The following is a 17,388-nucleotide window of genomic DNA, read 5'->3' as shown; positions in this document are numbered from 1 at the left end:
GTTATTTTAATTTACCCTCTTCTCTCATTTGAGCTCTAATTTTAGTAGCTGAAATTTTTTGAGTTTCTTCATCTAAAACTATTTCCTCAATTTTGTAACCAACACCTCTTCCGTAACAAATATTTGTAATATTAGGAACCAACATAATTTTAAATTGACCTTCAAATTCAGGATTTAATCTTTCTTCAATATTTTTTTTTACAGTTTCAAAATCAAATGGATTATCATCCACACCTTGTACATCTCTTATTTGGATACAAACTTGTCCTGTTTTTTTAATTATTTCTTTAAACAGTTTATAGTGCCCATCATGAAAGGGTTGCCATCTTCCCAACATTTGCGCTGTAGGTTTTTTATTATCCCATTGATATGTCATTTTTTTATCTCCTCAATTATTAAAGGTGCCCATTTCTTAGCATCCTGAGTTGTTACATGATAGTCAAAGTTTTTTGGATTAACAAACATTTGATTGGTATCTTCAAATCTACTTTTCTTTATTGTATCTACCCAAATTCTAAAATCTGCTGGAAACAAGCTTCTTGCCTCCGGTGTAGGAGCAACAAAATCTGCAATTACATAATGACCATCGGCTTTTAATTTTAGAGCAAATTCAGCCATTCTTTTAGCTTGCCTTACTCTTCCTTCTTCTGAAAAATCCCAATCATCAGCTGCTTTTCTAACTTCATCAGCATTTAATCTTTTAGCATATAAATAAGGTGCCATTTCATTTGCTAAAGTTGTTTTACCTGCTCCAGGTAAACCCATAACCAAAATAATTTTCATTAAATATCTTCTAAAGGATGATGGGACATTAATTCAAGTCCATTTTCACCTATAAGGTATTGTTGCTCAAGTTTAACACCTTCTTTACCACCTACTTTACCAATATAGCTCTCAACTGTTATCGTCATATTTTTTTGAAACATTCCACTACATTCACCACCATCTGTTGGATATCTAATTGCAGGCCACTCATCGCAAAGACCTATTCCATGTACCATTACAGAGTATCTATTTGGGTAGTAATCTTCAGGTAAACCCCATGATTTATCTGTGAATTCTTTAAAAGATAAACCATCTTTAATTAGTCTTGAATTGTAATCTATTTGTTCAACAGCCATTGAATATAATTTTTTTTGTTCCTCATTAAATTTATTACCAACTACAAATGCTCTAGAAATATCTGCACAGTATCCATAGGGTCCTACCATGTCTGTGTCAAAAGCAACTAGTTCACCATCTTGAATAACTTTGTTTCCACATTCTTGCATCCAAGGATTTGTTCTTTCTCCTGATGCTAATAATCTACACTCAATCCATTCACCATAATTTTCTATATTTGTTTGATGAAGAATTGACCATAATTCATTTTCTGTCATTCCTGGTTTTAATTGTTCTCTCATTTTAACAATGCCCATTTCAGCAACATCTATTGCTGATCTCATACATTTAATTTCTTCAGATGATTTAATTACTCTTGCTTGTTCTAAAATTAATTTAGCATCAACCACTTGAATTTGTTCTTTATTTAACGCAAGAACTGCAGGACCGTTTAAAACATCAATGGCAATTTTTTTTGATTTAAAATATGATTTAGATAAATCTTTAACTTCATTAATCCATTTTTTTAATTGCTCTTCAGATTGATCTCCGTTACTAAAATAATCCCAAGTTATAGCTGGTCTCAATTCATCTATAAGATGAAGATGCTCAGATAACTTTTCACAATTAAAATATTCATAAAGAATTACTGGACCATTAACTGGAACAAAGCAGTATCGAGTTAAATTATGCATATTATAAACACTCATGTTTACTGTGTCTAATGCATATCGAACATTTACTGGATCAAATAAAAAGCAAGCTTCTAAATTATTTTTTTCTAATTCTTTTCTAACTCTATCTAAACGATATGATCTAAGTTTATCAAAATCTATTTCATCTTCTCTTAATCTTTTTTTGGTAATATAATTCTGTTTTGGTTTAAATTCTGGAACTATTTTTCTACTAAATCTCATTTTGTAACTTTATAAATTCCTAACCATGCATTTACATTTTTACTAGCAATGTAATCTGATTTGAAGAAATCTTTTTCTTCCCACAATTTGTTCTGTTTAAATTGATCTATTTTAGTATCAAAACTATATTTCTTAAAAATACCCTCATTTATAGTGAAACCTATATAACCACCTGACTTAGTGATTCTTAAAAACTCATCTAAAGCATTATTTTTGACATGACCAAATGTGAAGGTTCCAACGCATAACACACTATCATAAGTATTATCTGCTTCAGGAATTTCTTTATTTAAATCTAATTTACTTAATTTTTTGTAAAGATTTTTTGGAACTGAATTTAAAAGATCTTGCGATAAATCTATTCCATGAAAATTATTAAACCCAAATTTCTCTAATTCTTGCGCAACTAGCCCTGTACCACAACCTGCATCGAGTATTAATGCATCTTTATTTTGCTGATGTTTTTTAAAAGCTGCAGCTGTTTCTTTTGGACCTGTATAATTCCAATCAATCATGTCCTTATTATATTTGTTATTTTCTGCCCAATCTGCGTAATAATTCATCACGTCTTCTGTTTTGTCCAACTTATAAATGTTTAAATTTTTAGATACGTCTTTTTCTTGATCAGGCATTAACTTCTCATTTTTTGACCACTTGGATCATAAAGTGGTTCTTTAATAATTGAGCAATTAAATAAATCTCCATTTATCTCTACTTGCACTTTATTTTCAGATTTAAATTTATCCTGATCTACAAAAGTAAAGGCAACACTCTTGTTTACAAAATGTGCAAAACCACCTGAAGTAACATAACCTATACTTTGATCTCCATTCATAACAGCTTCATTATTTGTTACATCAATATCATTAGTTTCAACAATTAAAGGTATAAGTTTGTTTGAAGAGTTTTCCTTTTGTGCATTTTCTTTACCTATAAATTCCTTATCCCAATTGATAAAAACATCTAATCCTGTTTCTTTAGCAGTAAAATCTGGTCTATAATCTAATGTCCAAGCTCCCCAATTTTTCTCAAGCCTCATCGACATTAATGCTCTTCCACCAAAGGGTTTAATATTAAATTCTTTTCCAGCTTCAACTAGTTCTTCGTATAATTTTAATTGATAATGAGGTGCTACATATATTTCGTAGCCAAGTTCTCCAGTAAATGAAATTCTATTTACTAATGCAGGAACTCCTCCAACAAACATTCTTCTAGAATCTCTAAACTTAAATTTTTCATTTGAAACATCGTCTCTTACAATTTTTTCTAAAACTTTCCTTGAGTTAGGTCCTGCAATTGATAATCCATGAAACTCATCAGATCTATTTTTATAATTTAAATTAAATTTATCTAAATGACTTTCAAACCAACGTCTGTGCATTTCTTGAGCGGCACCAGATCCAAATACCATGAATTCATTTTCGTCCAAACAAGCAACTGTTAAATCTCCACACAATTTTCCTCTATAAGATAACATTGGTGATAAAGATATTCTTCCAGGTTTGGGAAGTCTTCCAGCCATTATATGATCTAAAAATTTTCTCGCATCTGGGCCTTTGAATTCATGTTTTGAAAAATTTGCAACTTCAATCAAACCAACGTTTTCTCTTACATTAATAACTTCTTTTGAAACATAGTCATGCGATCTAGATCTTTTTATAGTTGGTTCTTCATGAGCATCTTCTTTATTATTTGCAAACCACAAAACATTTTCTAATCCAAAACTATCTCCCATCACAGCTCCTTGATTAACAAAACGATCATAAAGTGCTGTAGTTTTTTGTTTTCTTCCTTTTGGTAAAGTTTCATTGGGAAATGTCATAATAAATCTTCTTTCATAATTTTCTGAAGATTTTATTGTTCCATATTGAGGGGATGCATAATCTCCAAATCTTGCAACATCCATTGCCCAAACATCAATTGAAGGTTCACCGTCAATAATCCATTCAGCAATACATTTTCCGACACCACCCCCTTGGCAAAATCCAGCCATCACACCAACTGCAACCCAATAATTTTTCATTCCAGGCACTGGACCAATCAATGGACTTCCATCTGGACCAAAAGTAAATGGTCCATTAACTATATTTTTTATTCCTGCTCGCTCTAATGCTGGCATTCTCTCAAACCCAATTGCTAATCGATCTTCAATATTATCTAATTTCGGTTCCAATAATTCATGACCAAAATTCATTGGTGTCCCTTGTACTTTCCAGGGAGTAGATTTTGGTTCATAAGTTCCAAGCAACATTCCTTTTCCTTCTTGTCTAAAATAAATATTTCCTTCAAAATCTGTTCCGATAGGCAATCTTTGGTCACCCATAGCTTCAATTTCTGGAATAGGTTCAGTGATTAAATAGTGGTGTTCCATTGGCTGAACTGGAAGATTTAATCCTGCTAATTGACCAACTTCTCTTGCCCATAAACCACCCGCATTAATTACTATTTCAGCATTAATGTTTCCTTTTTCAGTAAATACATCCCAGGTTCCATCTTCTTTTTGTTTTGTGTCTTTTACGACAGTGTGGGTATAGTATTTTCCACCATGAACTTTTGCAGCTTTTGCAAAAGCATAAGTAACTCCTGATGGATCAACTTCACCATCAATAGGATCCCATAATGCTAACAAGTATCTAGAAGGATCAATTAACGGATGTTTCTTTTTTACTTCTTCTAAAGAAATAAATTCTTGGTCTAGCCCCATGTATCTTGCTTTTGATCTTTCTCTCTTTAAATAATCAGCCCATACCTCGTTTGAAGCTAAGTAAAAACCTCCACTAGGTTTAAATCCTGTTGAATGACCAGACTCTTTTTCAATCTCTTTATATAAACCAATTGTGTAAGCCATCATCCGAGAGATATTTGGGTCAGAAGAAATTACATGAACATTTCCAGCAGCATGCCACGAAGAACCTGATGTTAGTTCATTTCTTTCAAGTAAAATACAATCTTTTAATCCAAATTTTGATAAGTGGTAAAGAATAGAACATCCTACGACACCACCACCTATGATTACAACTTTGGCATGCTTTTCCATTAATATTTAATTTCTTTATTTACTTTTTTTAAAGATTTATCAGTACCATGATGAAAATGTTTACTCATGTCTGGCATGTATTTCATTGAAATTGGTTTTTTACCAATTGCAACAGACATTTCTCTGACATGATGAGCTTCAGCACCACAACAAATCCCAATAAAATTTATTTTATTCTGAACACAATCTTTTGCAAATTCTGCCATTTCAAATCTGTTACAAAATAAATTATCTAAAGCTACGGGGAATGCATTCCCACCAGGAATACAATCACAACCATGATCAGTAATATTTAAAAAACCAGGTTCTCCCTCAGTAGTTCTGTAAGGAACTGGAAGCCCTGATACATGACAAGAAACTTTGTCTCTAACTTTTTTTAAAAGTTTCATCGTCATCTCTGGTCCTCTGTAACAATTTAATCCAACTACATCGGCGCCTAGATCTTCCATCATCTTACATGCGTCTTCAGCACTGTGTCCTTCTCTAGTTTTGTCACCTCTTGGAATTGCAAAATTACAAACTGCAATTAGTCCAGCATCCTTAATTGCTTTTAATGCAATTTTCATTTCATCAGTCCAACTAATTGTTTCGGCAATTACAAAGTCAACTCCAGCTTCTTTTGCCCAAGCAACTTGCTCCTCATACATTTGTTGGCACTGCTTATGAGTATTTGCATCACCAGGATCAAATACGTTTGTGTTTGCAACATCTCCGCAAACCATCAAATCTAAATCTTTAAATTCAGCTGCTGCATCTTTTGCAATTTTAAGAGCATTTTTTTGCATTGGTTCTAACAAATGTTCTTTACCAATTATTCTTAGCTTTTCTCTATGACCATAATAAGTAAATGCCTGAACTACATCTGAACCAGCTCTGATAAACTCTCTATGTAATTGAGTTACTACTTCAGGATGCTCCAACACAACCTCAGGAACAAATGGACCTGCTGAAAGATAACCTCTTCTTTCCATTGCAAAAAGGTATCCTTCTGCACACATGATAGGACCCTCATTTAACCTTGTAATTAAATCTTTTTTCATAATTTATCCTTTCATTTTGTTAAATTTGTTGCAACCCATTTGTGAAACATCAAAGTAGGCGTATCCATTACAGGCGAAAAATTTCCACCATTGTAAGCCGGTGAACTTCGCCCTTTTTGCATTCCTTCTATTGCAGTTACATCTTCATTCATAACTTCGCGCCAAAATGCAAAATTTTTTTCTCGTATACCTTTAAACTCATCACTCGAAGCACTTTCATCTCCGATATAATATAATTCAAAGTGTTCTTTTGTTTGATTGTTTGAAATTGGTTCTAACCAAAACGCATAAAAATGGTCAATATGAATTCCTAGCATTACATTTGGATATAATGATACATATTCTGACTTTTCAGAAAGTTCTGCCGGCCAATTTGGAAAACATTTAAATTTTATATTTCCATCAAACTGTTGTGAATATTTATCACTTCCTTGTCCAGAAAAATTAAAATTTTCATCTTCAATATGATAATGATCTGCAATATTTGAAACTCTATTTAATTCTGGATGTATCCATGGCAAATGATAGCTTTCACAATAATTCTCAATAGCAAATTTCCAATTACTTTTTACTTTCATATTAAAGTAACCATTGTCAGAAGCATGTCTTATTAATTGCTGATCTTTTTTAGAAATAAATTTAGACCATCTATCTTCTAAAGGTTTAATAAATTCTTCAAATGGTTTTGCATTAAAATTAATATTAATAAAAATTAAATCCATCCAAACTTTTGATTTAATTTCTTTTAAGTTGCTATTATTTTTATCAAACCCTTCTACATCATACTTCCCTAGTCCTCCTATATGAGGAGTAACAGTTAATTTACCATTAAAATCATAAGACCATGAATGATAAGGACATCTTATTACATTTTTTAATTTACATTCTTGGTCTACTAATTTGAAACCTCTGTGACTACAAACATTGTGAAAAACTTTTATCTCATTCTCTTTGTTTCTAACTATTAATATTGGAATATCTAAAAGATTAAAAGGCTTTGCATCACCAGGATTTGGAACAGAGCTTGCAACACCAACCATCGTCCAATTATTTTTAAAAACTTTTTCTTTTTCAAATTCTAAATAATCGTCATTCAAATAGCATTCATTAGGTAATCCGTGAGCTTTCTCTATAGGATTTTTAACAACTTCTATTTTTTTAGGATCTAAGATGTCTGATAATTTTTTATTTAAATTCATAAACCTCCTTTAATTAATTAATTAAAAAATTAATTTAGGGTTTAAAAATTACGACTCTCTAATAATGATTTGCTGAAAAACTGTTTTGCAATTTAAAATATAAACAAACTCTTTGAAAAAAAAATTTGCAGAAAATTTCATGTTAAAACCATAACTAAATTTATTGCATAGTTAAAGACAATTTGACTTCAACTCATAATTGAATTTAATTTGCAATATTTCTCTCAATATGTTCAACTTGATTTCTAAATGAATCAAATATTGGGAGATATAATGAAAATTAAAAGAATACTTCTTTCCCTAGCCGTTGTTTTTGGTCTTACTTCTTTTGGAAGTGTAGCTAATGCTGCTTGTGGAAATATTACTATCGCTAATATGAACTGGGCCTCAGCAAACTTTATGGCTGAAGTTGATAAAATTATATTAGAAGAAGGTTATGGATGTTCTGTAGAATTGGTGCCAGGTGCAACAATGCCTACTTTTACGTCTATGCAAGAAAAAGGTGAGCCAGATGTTGCTCCAGAATTTTGGGCTAACGCTGCAATAGTTGCTTTGAACAAAGCTGTTGATGAAGGCAAAATGCATTCCATTAATACAGCTCCAATCACTGGTTTAGGTGAAGGATGGTGGGTATTACCTGCTACTCTAGAAAAAAATCCTGAACTAACAACAGCTGCTGCAATTTTAGAAAGACCTGATCTATTCCCTCATCCTGAAGATCCTTCAAAAGGTGGCTTCCACATTTGTCCTCCAGGTTGGGCTTGTGAATTAATTAACAAGCAACACTTTAAAGCTTGGGGTATGGAGGAAAAAGGTTGGGCAATTGTTGAAACTGGTTCTGCTGCAGGACTTGATGGTTCAATTGCTAAAGCTGCTGAAAGAGGAGAAAACTGGTTTGGTTATTACTGGTCACCAACTTCTTTAGTAGGAAAATACAATCTTCAGTCAGTTGACATGGGAGAATGGGGTGGAAAAGAGAATTGGGATAATTGTCTTGTAAAACCTGAACAAGAATGTGGTACTCCTAAAAAATCTTCATGGGTAAAATCTGAAGTATTTACTATCGCTACCGACAACTACAAAAAAACTGCTGGTGCAGAAGGTATGAGTTACTTGGAAAAAAGAACTTACCCAGGCCCAGTTATGAACTCGATGTTGGTATGGATGGGAGAAAACCAAGCTGAAGGTGCAGATGCTGCAATTGAATTCCTTAAAACACAAGAAGGTGTTTGGTCTAAATGGGTTTCAAGTGATGCTGCTGCAAAAATAAAAAAAGCACTTTAATTAAATAAAATTATCGAACCCGTTGTAAAACGGGTTCGATTTAAATAAAAAGAATTTATGGATTTCTTTAGTAAAATACCAGTAATGGACAGAGTAGCTCTTAGAGAGCTTAAAAAAGGAATCGACTTTAGTTTTAAGGAATTTTCAAGAGCTTATGGAGAAGGTATCGAAAGTTTTTTTGATCCCTTATTATATTTTTTAATCTGGCTAGAAAAATTATTAATAAATAGTCCTTGGCCTATAGTAATAGGTGTATTTGCATTGCTAGCTTGGATTGGATCTAGAAGTATAAAATTAACCATAGGTACAGTGGTATGCTTTTTAATTATTGGTTATTTTGGGATGTGGAAAAATTGCATGGCAACTGTAGCCATAATATCTGTATCTACGCTTGTTTGCATAGCGGTTGGAATTCCAATTGGTGTTGTTATGTCTAAATCTCAAAGAGCAGAAAAAGCGATCTTGCCCATATTAGATATGATGCAAACTATACCTAGTTTTGTTTACTTAATTCCAATTATTATGTTGCTCGGTATAGGAAAAGTTCCAGGGCTTTTAGCAGTTTGTATTTATGCTTTACCTCCAATTGTAAGACTAACAAATCTGGGGATCAGAGAAGTAGATAAAGAAACTTTAGAAGCAAGTGAGGCATTTGGAGCAACTCCAATGCAGAAACTTAAATCAGTTCAAATTCCGTTGTCGCTTCCAACAATCTTTGCTGGAATTAACCAAACGATTATGATGGCTTTAGCAATGGTTGTGATTGCATCTATGATAGGTGTAAAAGGTCTTGGAGTGCCTATTTTACAAGCAATTTCTAACCAATATTTGGCATTAGGAATGATGAATGGTTTAGCTATCGTAGCCTTAGCAATTATCTTCGACAGGGTTACTCAGCAGTACGGACAAAGAATTCAAAAGCACAGAGGTCAGCTTAAGAAGTAATTTTAGCGCAAACGAATTTTCTAGACTCATATTTCAAAATCAATAAAGATCCGAAATATGAATTTTTCTTTGGAGATTGGTCCAAAAACAGATCTTGAAACTTTACCTCCATTAAGTGATGTCTATATCACTATGCTTCCAGGAGGAGATTATAAAGAAACAGCAGATAAAGCGGTAGAGCTTGTAAAAAAAGGATTTAATCCTGTTCCACATTTTCCAGCAAGGTCAATGCATGATGAAAATGAGCTTAAAGATTATGTTACAAGATGCAAAGATGGAGGAGTGAAGCAAGCTTTAATTATTGGAGGAGGAAGAGAGCCTCTTGGGAAATTTGATAGTTCATTTCAACTTTTAGAAACAGGTTATTTTGAAAAAATGAAAATAGGAATAGCTGGACATCCTGAAGGGAGTCCTGATATATCCGACACAGATTTAGAAAAAGCAATGATAGATAAAAAGCCTTACGCTGATTATATAGTAACTCAATGGTTATTAGATCCTCAGCCTATTATTGATTTTATTTCTAAACAAAGCGTACCAGTGCATGTTGGAATCACTGGGCCCTTAAAAATATCTAGCTTAATTAAATTTGCTAATATTGTTGGGGCAAAAAATTCCTTAAACTTTCTTAAATCTAATTTTAGTAAGGCGTTAGATTTATTGAAACCTAAAGACCCTAATGATTTAATTGGGAAAGTTAAATCGCACACTGATAACTTCCACATTTATACATTCGGCGGCTTGAAGGAAACTAACAAGTGGTTGAGGGAGAATAGTTATGTCTAATGAATTTGACTATACTAAATTAAAACATGTTGCTTCTGTTGATCAATCAGACAGAGAAGTACCATATAACTTAAGACAAAGTGGGCCAACAAAAGTTGAAATGTTAATTTCAACAAGGGTAAGAAAATCACCTTATTGGCATTTATCAATGCAGGCAGGTTGTTGGAGAGCAACTGTATACAATCGTATTTATCACCCAAGAGGTTATGTAAAACCTGAAGATGGTGGAGCTATGGTTGAATACGATGCTATCGTAAACCATGTAACAATGTGGAACGTTGCTGTTGAAAGACAAATAAGAGTTAAAGGTCCAGATGCAGAAAAATTTACTGATTATGTGATCACTAGAGATGCAACTAAAATTTCACCAATGAGAGCAAGATATGTAATCCTATGTAATGCATATGGTGGGGTTTTGAATGATCCAATTCTTTTAAGAATTTCTGAAGATGAATTTTGGTTTTCATTATCAGACTCTGATATTGGTTTATATCTTCAAGGTGTAAACGCAGATGGAAGATTTGATTGTAAAATTGAAGAAATTGATGTGAGCCCAGTTCAAATTCAAGGTCCTAAATCAAAAGCATTAATGAAAGATTTATGTGGAGATCAAGTAGATTTCGATAATATGCCTTTCTACGGATTAGCTGAAGCAAAAGTTGGTGGAAGAGATGTTGTGATTTCACAATCTGGTTTCTCAGGAGAAGCTGGTTATGAAATTTATCTAAGAAACTCTACTTTATATGCTGAGGATATGTGGAATGCTGTACTTGAAGCTGGAAAAAAACACAGCTTAATGGTTATTGCTCCTGCTCACCACAGAAGAATTCAAGCAGGAATTCTTTCATGGGGACAAGACATGGATCAACAACACAATCCGTTCCAATGTAATTTAGGTTATCAAGTTTCTTTGTCTGGAAAAGGAGAATGGAACAAAACCGCTGATTATGTTGGTAAGGCTGCACTAGAAAAAATGAAAGAGGAATTAAAAGCAGGTAAAAAACCATACAAACTCCAACTAGTTGGTATGGAATTAGGTGGTAAACCTATTGATAATTATGCACCTGACTTTTGGTTAGTTTCTCCTGAAAGTGGTGGAGATCCGGTAGGATTTTTAACGTCACCATGGTGGCATCCTGAAAAGAAAACAAACATTGCAATGGGATATGTTCCGTTCGATGGAACATTAAATGCAAATGGTTTTCCAAAAGGAAAAGTGGGAACTAAATATAAAGTTCATCTACCTGCAGAATATTCAGAAACTCCAGGAACACCTGTTGATGCTGTAGTAGTGGATATTCCATTCAAAGAGTCTTTCAACGCAAACACAAGAGAAGTTGTAAAAGGCTAAATTTATTTAGGGGGAGTTATTTAAACTCCCCCAAATTTCAATGACAAAAGGGTTTTTAATAGCAATTTGCATTATTATTGCGATTGCTTTAATAGTATTTCCATTAATTGTTTCATATAAAGCTCAAAAAAATAAAAGAGATAAAAATTAATGTTTGGTGAATTTTTAAATATAATTTTCAAATCAATAAAATTAGATAAAACACTTTATTCTGATAACAGAAATTTTGGTGAAGCTTCCATATATTTTGCGGGACTGATAATGATTTTAGATGGAGTTGCTGGTGCAGTAGCAGCTAACACTGTCATTAAAACAGCAATAGGAATGTCTGGTCTAACAGCAATAGTTACTTGGTTAATATGGGCGATCTTTATTTTTGTGATAGGTGTTAAACTTTTTCCAGATAAACAAACCAAAGTATCATTTAAAAAAGTTTTAACTGCAGTTGGTTTTGCTCATGCTCCTGGTTTACTAAGATTTTTTGCAGTAACTCCAGATTTAATGATACCTATAATTTTTCTTACTCAATTTTGGATTTTTGCAGGTTTAATCATTTCAACAAAAGAAATTTTAAATTTAAAATCTAATTTTAAATCTTTTGGTATAGTCTTATTATCTTTTTTGATAATAGCTTTTCTTTCAATTACATTCGTAATGAGTAGAATGAACATGCTTCCAACTAATCAGATTAGCTAGATTGGGAAAATAGTTTTAGAAACTCTACACGATTTACAAATTTTAAAGTCAGTTAAAATTAAATTTTGAGATACACTCTCATCCTCTTCTTTACACTCATCACAAATATTATTTAAATCTTCACTGTTATCTTGATCCTTAATTTCATCAAAATTATCAGTCATTATCTGTTAGGCCTGCACCTGCCCCACCTTGTTTTAAACTCTCAGACTCTTCAACAAAAGTATCTTCAGATAATTTGTACAAATTCTTCCACTCTTCCTCCAAAAAGTTATCAATATTTTCTAGAAAACTGACCTCTAAATGATTTGCAATAGACGGAAATTCGTTATTAGGAATATTAGAATAAATATTTAAATTTAGATTTAAAATAATTTCTTTTTTATCTAGATTTATATGAATTTTTTTACCAATAATTTCTGATGCTCTGCTTACAAAAGCTAAAAATATTGAAGGGTAAGCAACATTATTTAGTTCAATTTTTTTTAAGAATTCCAAAGATTTTGATTGGTCTAAAAAACTAATTCCAAGAATAATTGGACAATAAGGTTTTACTGAAGTTTGATTTTTTTCTAATATTAGATTTAAATTTTGAAAACTATTTTCTTTTCTTTCAGAAAAATATTTATTTATATGCTTTACACCTGGAAGACCAAAGGACTCTAATAGTCTTACGCACTTTGCTGTTTCTTCAGCAACTCCCCATGAATATCCGCTAGCTTTAGTTGCTCTTTTAACAGTGGTTTCGATTTCACTTAATGATTTCATATTAAATTTTAGTTTTATAAACCCACTGCTCATCATAATTTTTTAATTCATGAGGTAATGGTGCTCCTTGAAACATACAAATTCTTAACCACTTGTCAGATCTTGGGTCAAATTTTAACGCCCCAAAGAAAGATAGCTTCAATCTCAACATATCAATAGGCATTATGTTTTTACCAATTGTATTATCTTGAATTTCTGAATAAGGAAATTTTTCAACTATAAAAACCCTTCTAATAACATGTCTTAAATCAGAGTTTTTTATTAAAAAGTCAGATACGGTTTGACTATTTTTAGAAACCAATAATATTTCGTAAAGTTTTTTTATGTCTCTGGCTATGGCTAAAGGTTGCTCTAATTCTGAGCCGTGTTCTTCAAATCTATCAGCTAATCTTGGCTCTTCTTTATTTTTTGAGATAAACCAAAAATTTTGATTATTTTCTTTTTTTTCAAAATTTATTTCTAAAATATTTTGATATTTTTTCTCAATTATATTTCTTAAATCTTCAACAGTCCTATGAGTTGGTATATTAAAAAATTTTTCTTCATCAGAGCTCATTTCTTTTACTAAAGGTTCAGTTATTTCACTATATGGTTCCATCATAATGGATACTATGTATTCAATACATTCTTCACATGTTTCTTTCTCAAGCCACTTATAAATACTGTTGAAAGGATATTCTCCTGTAAAATCAAAATCATTCTCAATGAATTTCAAAAATTTTTGAACATCTTTTAGTAGATTATTAATTTTATTTTTTTGATATTCACTATCAGTGTTCCAACTTGTAATGTTTGTTAGTGATTTTTTTACACAATCAATAAAAAGTTCACTATCCTTTTTATTTACATTTTGAATTTCTCTAATTTTTTTTAAAGCTATTTCTCTACTTAAAATCCAGTTATTTAAAAGTGTTGGATGATTAACAATAAAGGGGGCCATTCCTAATCCAGTAGAATTTCCAATACCTAGATTTTTAGAGATTTGCTCGTCTAGTTTGACTGCTTTTTTTGGGTTCTTATGATAAGCAACATGATTTACTTGGTCAAAAGTGAACTGTCTTACAAGATAAACTAGCATCATTTCTAATCTAAATGGTCCGTTAATTTCTTCACGATTTTTTATTCTAAATCTATCTGCTAAACCAAATTTACCCGATCCATAAACAGCAGTAGTTCTGTATAAATAACCAACTTTTGATAATAAATTCAAATCTGGTTGCAATCCTTGACTTAAACTCTCTGTTACATGATTAAATAAACGTACAGATTTATTCGCTCTTGATAATGTAAGTTCTTTATAAGAAAGTCTTCCGACTTCTTGTTTGGGAACTTCATTTTTTAATCTTTCAATATCTTTTTTGCCTGGTACTCCATCATAAAGAGTAAAAGCTGCATCCCATTTAGTGGCTATAACTCTGTCTGATCTTTCCTCATCTTTAATATAGTTTGCAAAACAAACTAATGAATAAATTCTTTTATCTTTTTTAAATGAATATACTGCTTCACCATAACCATTTTCATCTAAATTAAACAAATCTTGTTTATATTCCCAGTCTTTAAATTCATTCAAAAAACTTCTTAAAAAAGATAATTTAGATTGATGAAAAGATCCTAAACGGGATAATTTCATAATAGTATTTGGATCTCTTAGTTCTACTTGCATAACTTAAATTGATTTATAAAAATTGTACCAATTATTTCCTAGTATCCCATGTGTCTCATCCTCAGAAAATCCAATCTTTTTGAGACCTTTTTCAATATTTGGAAATCCTCTAGCATCTTCAAACCAATCAGGTTGTTTTGGAAATCCTGGTTTATTTTTTGATCCTTCTCCATAATTTTTAGTTTTGGTCCAAGTACCATTTCTCATCCACTCAACTACGCTGTCTGGTTGATCAAGACAAAGATCTGAACCTATGCCAATTTTGCTTGCTCCCATAATTTCTGCAGTCTTTGCTACCATTTCACAAAAACTATCAAGAGTACAATTAGTATTATTTTTCAGGTGATGAGGATATAAAGATAAACCCAACATTCCTCCACTATCACTTAGTGCCTTAAGCAAATCTGAAGACTTATTTCTTTTTGCAGCATGCCAAAAAGAAGGGTTTGCGTGTGTAATCGCAATTGGTTTTTCGCTAATTTCAATTGCATCCATTGTGCTTTTTTCTGCAGAATGAGACATATCAATAACAATACCTACTCTATTCATTTCTTTTATTGCCTCTCTTCCAAAATTAGTTACTCCACTATCAATTTTTTCATAGCAACCAGTAGCAAGTAGAGATTGATTGTTATAAGTAAGCTGCATAAATCTACACCCAAGTTCATGAACTTTTTCAACTAAACCTATGTCATCCTCAATTGGTGAACAATTTTGAAAACCAAAAAATATTGCAGTTTTGTTTTCAAGCTTTGCTTTTTCAATATCTTTAAAATCTTTCCCTGGAAATATAAGATCAGAATTCGCTTCAAAAATCTTTTCCCATTTATTTAATTCTATTAGTAGCTCATCATAATCTTCATGATAAACTATAGTTACATGAACTGCATCTAAACCTGCAGCTCTGTTTGTTTCAAAAATTTTTCTAGACCAATTGCAATATTGCAAATTATCGATTTTAAAATTCATAACGAAATAAGATTAATCAATCTAAATTGAAATACTATTAATTTTATTGAAATTTTTGATTAATTTTGAAATAAACAATAAAGCTATTTTCATGAAAAAAAATACTAATAAAAAAGTTTCGATAGTTATGGGTAGTCAATCAGACTACAAAACTATGCAATTAGCTGAAAAAACTCTTAAACAATTAGGTGTCTCGTTTGAAACTAAAATTGTTTCTGCTCATCGTACTCCAAAGAGAATGTACGATTTTGCATTAAAAGCAGAAAAAAATAATATAGGGGTAATTATTGCTGGAGCTGGTGGATCAGCACATTTGCCAGGAATGATTTCTGCATTAACTCAAATTCCAGTTTTGGGTGTACCGATTGAAAGTAAAAAATTAAAAGGTTTAGATAGTTTGCTTTCGATTGCTCAAATGCCAAAAGGAATTCCTGTCGGTACTTTAGCAATTGGAGAAGATGGCGCAATTAACGCTGCATTACTTGCGGCTGAAATAATGAGTATTAATAATTCATCGATCAAAAATAAGTTAAAAAGTTGGAGATCAAACCAAACTAAATCTGTTAAAAGAACTCCAAAATAAAAATGTCTAATATTACTCTTGGGATTATTGGAGGTGGCCAATTAGGAAGTATGCTTGCAATTGCTGCAAAAAAATTGGGGATAAAGATAATAATTTTTTGTGATGATTTGGAAGCACCAGCTCAAAATTTTTGTGATGAATTTATTGGTGCAAAATATGATGATAAAGAAAAAATAAATGAATTTGTAAACAAAGTTGATATCGTAACTTATGAATTCGAAAACATTCCATATGAAACATTAAATGATATCAATAAGTTAAAACCAGTTTTACCAAAACCTTCAGTAAATAGATTAATTCAACATAGGTTAGCAGAAAAAGATTTTGTAAATAAATTAAATATAAGAACAACTAGATACGTCTCAGTTGAAAATCAATCTGATATTGATGTCCTTGAAGATTTTTTACCAGGTATAATTAAAACTACAACGTTAGGTTATGATGGTAAAGGGCAACACCCTGTCTCATCATTAGAAGAATTAAAAAATCTTAAATTGGATTTATCAAGAGGATATATTTTAGAAAAATTGGTCAAACTTAAAAAAGAGATATCAATTATCATAACTAGGTTTAGTAATAATAAATATGAAATCTATGAACCTATCGAAAATACCCATGAAGATCAGATCTTAAAACATTCCAAGATACCTGCAGATATAAATGAAAAAATATTTAATCAATCCAAAGATTGGGCAATTCTTATTGCTGAAGAGCTTAAATATGTCGGTACTCTATGTGTAGAATTTTTTATAGATAGAAATGATAATCTTTATGTAAATGAAATTGCTCCAAGGGTTCATAATTCTGGGCATTTAACAATTAATGCTTTTAATGTAAGTCAATTTGAAAATCACATCAGAGCTGTTTGTGGACTTGAACAGATACCTTTAAAAAAATTATCAAATGCAAAAATGATAAATCTATTAGGAGATCAAATATCTCACTATAGAAATTCTCCAAAACTTAAAGATAATGAATTCTTTTTTGATTATTTAAAAAAAGAAATTAAAGATAAAAGAAAAATGGGTCACATCACTATTCTAGAATAA

At 31.5% G+C, this 17,388-nt stretch carries 18 protein-coding genes; 7 read left to right on the top strand and 11 right to left on the bottom strand.

Annotated elements, in window-relative coordinates; all coding sequences use genetic code 11:
* Position 1: 1 nt before the first annotated feature.
* From ACTTBI_RS01195 to ACTTBI_RS01165, 7 genes are read right to left on the bottom strand one after another with little or no spacing between them, the layout of a single operon-like run.
* Positions 2–376 (bottom strand): cytidyltransferase, encoded by a 375-nt coding sequence (locus ACTTBI_RS01195; RefSeq protein ID WP_075506148.1) that lies wholly within the window; start codon positions 374–376, stop codon positions 2–4.
* A complete protein-coding gene (locus ACTTBI_RS01190; protein ID WP_440652263.1) occupies positions 373–783 on the bottom strand; it encodes an adenylyl-sulfate kinase in 411 nt (136 codons plus the stop codon). Before ACTTBI_RS01190 ends, ACTTBI_RS01195 begins: the two co-directional genes overlap by 4 nt.
* The gene (locus ACTTBI_RS01185) at positions 783–2,018 is read right to left on the bottom strand and encodes a M24 family metallopeptidase (RefSeq protein WP_440652262.1); all 1,236 of its coding nucleotides are present in this window, start codon (positions 2,016–2,018) and stop codon (positions 783–785) included. The genes ACTTBI_RS01190 and ACTTBI_RS01185 overlap by 1 nt, the downstream gene beginning before the upstream one ends.
* Entirely contained in the window at positions 2,015–2,650 is a 636-nt protein-coding gene (locus tag ACTTBI_RS01180; RefSeq protein WP_440614132.1) for a class I SAM-dependent DNA methyltransferase, read from the bottom strand. The genes ACTTBI_RS01185 and ACTTBI_RS01180 overlap by 4 nt, the downstream gene beginning before the upstream one ends.
* Positions 2,650–5,055 carry a GcvT family protein gene (locus ACTTBI_RS01175; RefSeq protein ID WP_440652261.1) on the bottom strand — a complete coding sequence of 802 codons (2,406 nt, stop codon included), beginning with the start codon at positions 5,053–5,055 and terminating at the stop codon, positions 2,650–2,652. Before ACTTBI_RS01175 ends, ACTTBI_RS01180 begins: the two co-directional genes overlap by 1 nt.
* Positions 5,055–6,095 (bottom strand): homocysteine S-methyltransferase family protein, encoded by a 1,041-nt coding sequence (locus ACTTBI_RS01170; RefSeq protein ID WP_440652260.1) that lies wholly within the window; start codon positions 6,093–6,095, stop codon positions 5,055–5,057. The genes ACTTBI_RS01175 and ACTTBI_RS01170 overlap by 1 nt, the downstream gene beginning before the upstream one ends.
* 11 nt (positions 6,096–6,106) lie before the next feature.
* Positions 6,107–7,294 carry an aromatic ring-hydroxylating oxygenase subunit alpha gene (locus ACTTBI_RS01165; protein WP_440652259.1) on the bottom strand — a complete coding sequence of 396 codons (1,188 nt, stop codon included), beginning with the start codon at positions 7,292–7,294 and terminating at the stop codon, positions 6,107–6,109.
* A 273-nt stretch (positions 7,295–7,567) separates the two neighbouring features.
* Between ACTTBI_RS01165 and ACTTBI_RS01160 the strand changes: the two genes are divergently transcribed.
* The 5 genes from ACTTBI_RS01160 to ACTTBI_RS01140 all read left to right on the top strand — a co-directional run bounded on the left by ACTTBI_RS01160 (position 7,568) and on the right by ACTTBI_RS01140 (position 12,356).
* On the top strand, positions 7,568–8,578 hold the full coding sequence (locus ACTTBI_RS01160) for a glycine betaine ABC transporter substrate-binding protein (protein WP_440647566.1): 1,011 nt from the start codon (positions 7,568–7,570) through the stop codon (positions 8,576–8,578).
* A gap of 57 nt (positions 8,579–8,635) precedes the next feature.
* The gene (locus ACTTBI_RS01155) at positions 8,636–9,523 is read left to right on the top strand and encodes an ABC transporter permease (protein WP_440652258.1); all 888 of its coding nucleotides are present in this window, start codon (positions 8,636–8,638) and stop codon (positions 9,521–9,523) included.
* Positions 9,524–9,580: 57 nt separating this feature from the next.
* Positions 9,581–10,309, top strand: coding sequence for a methylenetetrahydrofolate reductase (locus ACTTBI_RS01150; RefSeq protein WP_440652257.1), 729 nt, complete (start codon positions 9,581–9,583; stop codon positions 10,307–10,309).
* Positions 10,302–11,660, top strand: coding sequence for an aminomethyl transferase family protein (locus ACTTBI_RS01145; RefSeq protein WP_440652256.1), 1,359 nt, complete (start codon positions 10,302–10,304; stop codon positions 11,658–11,660). The genes ACTTBI_RS01150 and ACTTBI_RS01145 overlap by 8 nt, the downstream gene beginning before the upstream one ends.
* 150 nt (positions 11,661–11,810) lie before the next feature.
* Complete coding sequence (locus ACTTBI_RS01140; protein ID WP_075506159.1) at positions 11,811–12,356, top strand: hypothetical protein; 546 nt, start codon at positions 11,811–11,813, stop codon at positions 12,354–12,356.
* On the opposite strand, the gene ACTTBI_RS01135 is transcribed toward ACTTBI_RS01140, so the two are convergent.
* Genes ACTTBI_RS01135 through ACTTBI_RS01120 form a run of 4 tightly spaced genes read right to left on the bottom strand, consistent with a single transcriptional unit; the run spans position 12,353 to position 15,756 of the window.
* Entirely contained in the window at positions 12,353–12,520 is a 168-nt protein-coding gene (locus ACTTBI_RS01135) for a hypothetical protein (RefSeq protein ID WP_440652255.1), read from the bottom strand. The genes ACTTBI_RS01140 and ACTTBI_RS01135 overlap by 4 nt on opposite strands.
* Positions 12,513–13,124 (bottom strand): DUF3726 domain-containing protein, encoded by a 612-nt coding sequence (locus ACTTBI_RS01130; RefSeq protein ID WP_440652254.1) that lies wholly within the window; start codon positions 13,122–13,124, stop codon positions 12,513–12,515. Before ACTTBI_RS01130 ends, ACTTBI_RS01135 begins: the two co-directional genes overlap by 8 nt.
* Position 13,125: 1 nt before the next feature.
* Complete coding sequence (locus ACTTBI_RS01125; RefSeq protein ID WP_440652253.1) at positions 13,126–14,787, bottom strand: hypothetical protein; 1,662 nt, start codon at positions 14,785–14,787, stop codon at positions 13,126–13,128.
* 3 nt (positions 14,788–14,790) lie between these two features.
* On the bottom strand, positions 14,791–15,756 hold the full coding sequence (locus tag ACTTBI_RS01120) for a membrane dipeptidase (RefSeq protein WP_440652252.1): 966 nt from the start codon (positions 15,754–15,756) through the stop codon (positions 14,791–14,793).
* 91 nt (positions 15,757–15,847) lie between these two features.
* On the opposite strand from ACTTBI_RS01120, the gene purE reads away from it, so the two are divergent.
* Both purE and ACTTBI_RS01110 read left to right on the top strand, forming a co-directional pair.
* Positions 15,848–16,339, top strand: a complete 492-nt coding sequence (gene purE, locus ACTTBI_RS01115) for a 5-(carboxyamino)imidazole ribonucleotide mutase (RefSeq protein WP_440652251.1) — start codon at positions 15,848–15,850, stop codon at positions 16,337–16,339.
* A gap of 2 nt (positions 16,340–16,341) precedes the next feature.
* A complete protein-coding gene (locus ACTTBI_RS01110) occupies positions 16,342–17,388 on the top strand; it encodes a 5-(carboxyamino)imidazole ribonucleotide synthase (RefSeq protein WP_440614120.1) in 1,047 nt (348 codons plus the stop codon).

It is taken from the genome of Candidatus Pelagibacter sp. HIMB1542 (assembly GCF_052047835.1).
Taxonomy (GTDB): domain Bacteria; phylum Pseudomonadota; class Alphaproteobacteria; order Pelagibacterales; family Pelagibacteraceae; genus Pelagibacter.
The sequence above is the reverse complement of the archived record's forward strand: the minus strand, read 5'-3'. Positions and strand labels throughout refer to the sequence as shown.

Coding starts and splice junctions, on each gene's coding strand:
- ACTTBI_RS01135 (WP_440652255.1), bottom strand. CDS start 12,520: ATGACTGATAATTTTGATGAAATTAAGGATCAAGATAACAGTGAAGAT.
- purE (WP_440652251.1), top strand. CDS start 15,848: ATGAAAAAAAATACTAATAAAAAAGTTTCGATAGTTATGGGTAGTCAA.
- ACTTBI_RS01160 (WP_440647566.1), top strand. CDS start 7,568: ATGAAAATTAAAAGAATACTTCTTTCCCTAGCCGTTGTTTTTGGTCTT.
- ACTTBI_RS01165 (WP_440652259.1), bottom strand. CDS start 7,294: ATGAATTTAAATAAAAAATTATCAGACATCTTAGATCCTAAAAAAATA.
- ACTTBI_RS01185 (WP_440652262.1), bottom strand. CDS start 2,018: ATGAGATTTAGTAGAAAAATAGTTCCAGAATTTAAACCAAAACAGAAT.
- ACTTBI_RS01125 (WP_440652253.1), bottom strand. CDS start 14,787: ATGCAAGTAGAACTAAGAGATCCAAATACTATTATGAAATTATCCCGT.
- ACTTBI_RS01120 (WP_440652252.1), bottom strand. CDS start 15,756: ATGAATTTTAAAATCGATAATTTGCAATATTGCAATTGGTCTAGAAAA.
- ACTTBI_RS01180 (WP_440614132.1), bottom strand. CDS start 2,650: ATGCCTGATCAAGAAAAAGACGTATCTAAAAATTTAAACATTTATAAG.
- ACTTBI_RS01190 (WP_440652263.1), bottom strand. CDS start 783: ATGAAAATTATTTTGGTTATGGGTTTACCTGGAGCAGGTAAAACAACT.
- ACTTBI_RS01155 (WP_440652258.1), top strand. CDS start 8,636: ATGGATTTCTTTAGTAAAATACCAGTAATGGACAGAGTAGCTCTTAGA.
- ACTTBI_RS01175 (WP_440652261.1), bottom strand. CDS start 5,055: ATGGAAAAGCATGCCAAAGTTGTAATCATAGGTGGTGGTGTCGTAGGA.
- ACTTBI_RS01195 (WP_075506148.1), bottom strand. CDS start 376: ATGACATATCAATGGGATAATAAAAAACCTACAGCGCAAATGTTGGGA.
- ACTTBI_RS01140 (WP_075506159.1), top strand. CDS start 11,811: ATGTTTGGTGAATTTTTAAATATAATTTTCAAATCAATAAAATTAGAT.
- ACTTBI_RS01110 (WP_440614120.1), top strand. CDS start 16,342: ATGTCTAATATTACTCTTGGGATTATTGGAGGTGGCCAATTAGGAAGT.
- ACTTBI_RS01130 (WP_440652254.1), bottom strand. CDS start 13,124: ATGAAATCATTAAGTGAAATCGAAACCACTGTTAAAAGAGCAACTAAA.
- ACTTBI_RS01170 (WP_440652260.1), bottom strand. CDS start 6,095: ATGAAAAAAGATTTAATTACAAGGTTAAATGAGGGTCCTATCATGTGT.
- ACTTBI_RS01145 (WP_440652256.1), top strand. CDS start 10,302: ATGTCTAATGAATTTGACTATACTAAATTAAAACATGTTGCTTCTGTT.
- ACTTBI_RS01150 (WP_440652257.1), top strand. CDS start 9,581: ATGAATTTTTCTTTGGAGATTGGTCCAAAAACAGATCTTGAAACTTTA.